Here is a 4,451-nt window from a genome sequence, read left to right on the forward strand (position 1 = left end):
ATAGCCTTGGCCCAGCTTTGCTGCATCGAGGCGGGCTTGGGCGGCAAGCACAGCTGCATCGGCAGCTTGAATGGAGGCCTCAGCCGAGCCGATGGCACTGCGCCCTGAAGCGGCCCCAGCAGCGGCAGCCTGCGCTTTGGCCAAAGCACTTTCCGCCCCTGATTGGGCACCCAAGGCCCCTGCCCCTGCGGACCCCACATCATTGCTCGATTTGGCGCGCGAGGCATTGAGGACCGTGACTTGTTGACGGGCGACCGCAACGGCAGCACGCGCTTCAGCAACCCGAGCTGCGGCAGCATTTGCTTGGGCTTCTACCTGATCCATCCGCGCTTGAGAGACGAAGCCCTGCTTAGCCAAAGCCGCAAAACGACCGCGATCAGCTTCTGCAACCTGATTGGCCGCTTCTGCCGCGCGCAAGGAGGCTTGGGCTTGGACCACCAGATCTGATTGAGTGGCCACTTGTTCAGAGGCGACGGCCACGCTGAGGGTGCGGCCACGGGCTTCCGCGCGGGCTTGATCGGCCATCGCCATGGCTTGTTTAGCGCCGGCAGCAGAGGCTAAGGCTTCTGCCCCCATGCGATTGGCCTCAGAGGCGATGCGGCGGGCCTCTGCGCGCGCCCGGGCAGCCTCTGCCTTAGCACGCGCGAGATCTGCTTCGGCGGCGGCAACACTGACTTGACTGTCGCGGGGATCCAAGATCACGAGCGAGGCCCCAGACAAGACTTTTGCATTATCATGGGCGTCAATCTTGCGGACATAGCCTTCGGTCTTGGCGGCCACCATGGTGATATCAGCGCGCACATAGGCATTGTCGGTCGACACATGATAGCGTCCCACCAAGAGCCAGCTCCCGACAGCCCAGAGGGCCCCAAGGCCGACCACGCCACCAATACTGGTCAAGATCGTCTTCCGGTTCATGGCTTCACTCCACGGTCATTGGGCGCAGGGGCGGCGGCAATGCCATTCAAAAACAAGTCAAAAATTGCCTCGACCAATGTTTCCATGGGCGGGCCTGAAGTGTGGGATGGAAAGGCCTGACGTCGCAAAATCTCAAACACCAAGGGCGATACCAACGCTCGAGCAGCCAAAAGGGGCTCAACCTGACGGAAGAGGCCGGCATCTATGCCCGCTTGAATCAACTCAACCAGCGCCCCTTGGGTGCGTTCAATCACGGTACGATGATAGAATTCGGCAAGCTCTGGAAAGCGCAAAGCCTCGGCCAAAATGATGCGCGGCAAAGCTGCGACGCGCAAATCGTGAAAGGATGTCGCCCACATGCGGGCTACCAAGCGAAGACCCGCCACAGGATCGCGCTTCTGATCCTTTGCGGCGGTATCAAAATGGGCCTGAAGAACGCCAATCCTCTGCTCTACCAGCGCCTTGAACACATCATCCTTGGAGGGAAAATAGAGATAGATGGCTGCTTTAGACAGGCCTGCTGCTTTGGCAATGTCGTCCATCCGCGTCGCGGCAAACCCATTGACGGCAAAGACATCCAAAGCCGCTTCCAGCACTTCATCGGGCCGCGCCTCGGGCTTGCGGGTCCATTTTGGTTGATTTGCACTCGGCTCGATCACATTCATGTGATCTATATAACTGACTGGACAGTTAGTTGTCGAGCCCTCTTAAGGGGATAAGGCCTGACGCAAATTGCCGCAGCGCCTAAGGGCTCATGTGGGGCTTAATCGAGAAGGTCGAGAACGTGATAAGCGGTGCGCAACAGGCAAGACATTTGCGCCCCATAAAAGTCGTATAAATTGGCCAGCGCCTTGGGCGTGAACACCATATGCCCCTCGTCCACCCATCTCAGGAGATTAGCGTTTATGGCTGCATTGACGATCCGGCGAATATGGACGGTCGAGACACTAAAGCGTTCAGCCAGAATGACCGGATTGAAAGGAACTGGCTTTGGTGAAGGAAACACATCGTCGCGGTGAAAACTCAACAAATACCATAGGACTTGCGAACCAGCGGCCCGGTTGACAAAAATCTGGGTGATTTCTGGGAAGCGATTTAGCGCGTCCACATCACTGGCCAATTCGTCGATCTGCGAAGCGCAAATCGTATCAAAGATCGCATCATCCTTGACCTCCTCCAGCAACCGACCGACGCGCGGGTCTAGCAAGGCCAGGGAAGAAAAGATCGCCTCTAATTGTAAGCGCCAAGCGGCAACAAAGGTCGGATTGACTTTATATGTGGTGGCCCCATTGGCGCTTTTCTGCCCCCAGACATCAACATAGCCCAAATAGCGCAAGAATAAGAGGACTGCGCGCGCGCGGCCCGCGCTCAACAAGCCAAAGCGCGCGCATAATGCCTTTAATTTGACGAGGGTGACCCCCTCCTCCCGCATCGAAACAGCGCACATAGCCGCAACAAATCGACCTGCATCCTTAAAGATACCATCAACGGCCCGGTCCTGATCGCTCAAGACAAGCATTGTGTCGGCCCAGCGTCGCGCAGCTTCCACAAAACCATCAAATTTATGAACCTCGTGGCGCCGGCTGACCAGTGCCGCTGTGCCCCCTGGTGCACCTGTGCTGCGCTCTATTTTGGTTTGCGCATCAAGGGTCAAACTATTCTGCATGCTTAAGCTTTATGTCTATTTGACTGATTTTCAAGTTATTACCGTATGGAAAGGGGTAAATCAAAAATGTTCCTTGCGCAACGCGCAAGCCGCATATTCAGCTGTAATCCAGACCTTTGCCCATTTGAAAGACAAAGATATGCGCCGAAGACAGCTTGCACACCTGCTCATCCCCTTGGTTTTGGCGCTAGCCGCCTGTGGCAATGGAAACAAGCCCGACCCGGCGCGGACCTTGCAAATCGGCAATTTTGCCGAGCCCGGCACCTTAGACCCCAGTAAGCTCGATGGCTCATGGGAAGGTCGTATCGCTGACGCCCTTTTCATGGGGCTGACCACCAACCTCGCAAATGGCGATGTCGCCCCAGGCATGGCGACATCTTGGACCACAAGCCCAGACGGTTTGACTTGGACCTTTAAGCTTCGCGACGCGCAATGGTCGGATGGAACACCGGTTACAGCGGCAGATTTCGTTGCCGGGATGCATCGTCTCATGACTTTGGTGCCACCATCCGCTTCGGTTAGCGTCTATTTCTTCATTGAAAATGCGGAGGCCGTGCGCGACGGCAAACTGCCAGTAGAGGCCCTAGGGGTTCGCGCGCTTGATCCCAAAACCGTCGAATTCAAGTTAAGCCGCCCCGCCCCCTATTTGCCACGCCTTCTGAGTTGGGCGAATGCAGCACCCATACCGCGGCAGACTATAGCTGCCCATGGCGATGGGTGGATAAAGCCTGAGAATTTTGTCGGCAATGGCCCCTATCTTCTCAAGGAATGGAAAGCGGGTGACTTTGTCCATCTGACCAAGAATCCTACATTTTTTGATGCTGCTTCGGTTTGTCTGACCGATCTCTATTTCTATCCAACCAAAGATGTCATTGCGGCTGAACGGGCGGTGCGGTCTGGTAGTTTGGACATGAATTTTGATTTTTCGGGCTCTCGCCTTGAAGAAATAAAGCGGAATATGCCGGGCTACGCCCATGTTACCCAAGGTCAGCGTACCTCTTATATTTCTTTTAATATGCGCCGGCCGGAGTTTAAAGACTTGCGGGTGCGCCAAGCCCTCTCGATGGCGGTAGATCGCGACTTCATTGCCTTGAAAGTTTTGGCTGATGGGTCAGAGCCTGCCTATTCCATCGTGCCGAAAGGGATCAAATCCTATGCTGGTGGCACCGTCACGCTGGCCTCAAAAGGTCAATCGCAAGAGGCGCGGGTTGCCAAGGCGAGGTCCCTGTTGGAAGCTGCCGGCTATGGCCCCACAAAGCCACTGGTCTTAACATTCGCCCACCGAAACTCGGGCGAGGTTCCCAAGATTGCCCCAGTCCTGCAAGCCAATTGGCAATCGATCGCGCCTTGGGTCAAAATCTCGCTGCAGGCCAATGACAATGCCATCCATTACGCCGCGCTCGACCGAGGCGATTATCAGTTTGCCGATGCGAGCTGGGGAACCATAACCAGTGATGCCATTGAACATTTAGAGCTCATCAAAACTGGTGCTGGTTCAAACTACGGCGCGTTCAGCGACCCCGTCTATGATCGGCTGTTGGAGAAGGCAGCGCAAACCGCAGATATCAAGCTTCGCGAAAAAGCCTTCCTTGAAGCCGAGGCGCGTGCCCTCGACCAATTGAGCATCACGCCCGTCATTTTCGATTCCATGCGTCAGCTCGTGAACCCAAGGGTCACCGGTTATATAGTCAATGGAACCGGCGACAATCCCTTCCGCCTGATGTGCACGAAAGAGGCACAGGCCGCCAAGTGAGGGCTTGCGCTGCGCAGAGGTCTCACGCTTGTTTTTGGGAAATGGTGGGCGGTGAGGGGCTCGAACCCCCGACCCTCTCGGTGTAAACGAGATGCTCCTCCAGCTGAGCTAACC

At 56.2% G+C, this 4,451-nt stretch carries 4 protein-coding genes; 1 reads left to right on the forward strand and 3 read right to left on the reverse strand.

Translation table 11 applies throughout. The features are described from left to right. From IOB61_RS13730 to IOB61_RS13740, 3 genes are all read right to left on the reverse strand, one after another. A partial coding sequence (locus IOB61_RS13730) for a hypothetical protein (protein WP_290817833.1) occupies nucleotides 1–918 on the reverse strand: 918 nt, incomplete at its 3' end. Continuing rightward, a complete protein-coding gene (locus IOB61_RS13735) occupies nucleotides 915–1,583 on the reverse strand; it encodes a TetR/AcrR family transcriptional regulator (protein WP_290817836.1) in 669 nt (222 codons plus the stop codon). The genes IOB61_RS13735 and IOB61_RS13730, both read right to left, overlap by 4 nt. 98 nt (nucleotides 1,584–1,681) lie before the next feature. Next, nucleotides 1,682–2,584, reverse strand: a complete 903-nt coding sequence (locus IOB61_RS13740) for a hypothetical protein (RefSeq protein ID WP_290817838.1) — start codon at nucleotides 2,582–2,584, stop codon at nucleotides 1,682–1,684. Nucleotides 2,585–2,723: 139 nt separating this feature from the next. Between IOB61_RS13740 and IOB61_RS13745 the strand changes: the two genes are divergently transcribed. Next, the gene (locus IOB61_RS13745; protein WP_290817841.1) at nucleotides 2,724–4,337 is read left to right on the forward strand and encodes an ABC transporter substrate-binding protein; all 1,614 of its coding nucleotides are present in this window, start codon (nucleotides 2,724–2,726) and stop codon (nucleotides 4,335–4,337) included. The last annotated feature ends 114 nt before the right edge of the window (nucleotides 4,338–4,451 follow it).

Origin of the sequence: Aquidulcibacter sp., assembly GCF_020253525.1 — a bacterium.
GTDB lineage: Bacteria > Pseudomonadota > Alphaproteobacteria > Caulobacterales > Aquidulcibacteraceae > Aquidulcibacter.

Excerpts from the sequence above, each read along its gene's own strand:
- IOB61_RS13735 (WP_290817836.1), bottom strand. The coding sequence starts at position 1,583 with ATGAATGTGATCGAGCCGAGTGCAAATCAACCAAAATGGACCCGCAAG.
- IOB61_RS13740 (WP_290817838.1), bottom strand. The coding sequence starts at position 2,584 with ATGCAGAATAGTTTGACCCTTGATGCGCAAACCAAAATAGAGCGCAGC.
- IOB61_RS13745 (WP_290817841.1), top strand. The coding sequence starts at position 2,724 with ATGCGCCGAAGACAGCTTGCACACCTGCTCATCCCCTTGGTTTTGGCG.